The organism is Psychrobacter sp. 1U2 (genome assembly GCF_051847575.1).
In genome coordinates, this window is the sequence record NZ_JBPYDC010000928.1 from 1 (window position 1) to 769 (window position 769).

1 protein-coding gene is annotated in these 769 nt (G+C 36.2%); it reads right to left on the reverse strand.

Annotated features, from left to right (window positions below; translation table 11 throughout):
- Positions 1-647 (reverse strand): dicarboxylate/amino acid:cation symporter (locus ACS8FD_RS19615; RefSeq protein ID WP_439277096.1); only part of this gene is annotated, 647 nt, incomplete at its 3' end.
- Positions 648-769 lie beyond the last annotated feature (122 nt).

Sequence of the window (769 nt, forward strand, 5' to 3'; positions counted from 1 at the left end):
AGTCCTTGAGTTCCAAATGTATTAGCAGTAATGCCTAATACTCCAATAGGCGCATATATCAAGATACCATTAAGGATTTTAGATATTACTTCATTACCAGCTTCGATGAGTTTAAATAATAACTCTCCCATTTCTTGCTGCTTTTTATCCAATGAATGGCGCATAAACAAAATAGCTAAGCCAGCTATGACGGAAACAAAAACTACTGCTAGAATATTGCCTTGAGCAAGAGCATTAAAAATATTACTCGGCACCATATTCAGTAGTGTATCTATAAAGGAGGGGCGAACAGGAGCATCCATAACAACTTCTGTAGGCAAAGAAAAACCAGCCCCTGGGTTTGTTATTTTAGCTAAGATGATACCAATGACTACTGCGATACCTGTTGAAAAGAGGTAGAAAGGAAATATTTTTAATCCTATCCGACCTAATTCTTTAGGGTTTGAGTGATTAACCGCTACCATCAAAGAAAATATTACAAGCGGGATTACGATCATTTTCAATAAGTTTAAAAATAGTGTACCGAGTGGTGCTAGAAAGCTACTATGTTCACCAAGTACAACTCCAAGCAAGATTCCAATTAAAAAGCCGCCGGTCATCTTGACCATAAACGACATACTCATGTACCAACGCCAAATTTTTCCCATTGCTATCTCCGATTATTTACAATACTTAATGCATATTGCAAAAGCGATGTTATTGAGATGGTCAAGAGAATATTGTGATTGTAGACATTCCATTGTCCACTCCTTTTTGATATAAATTAATT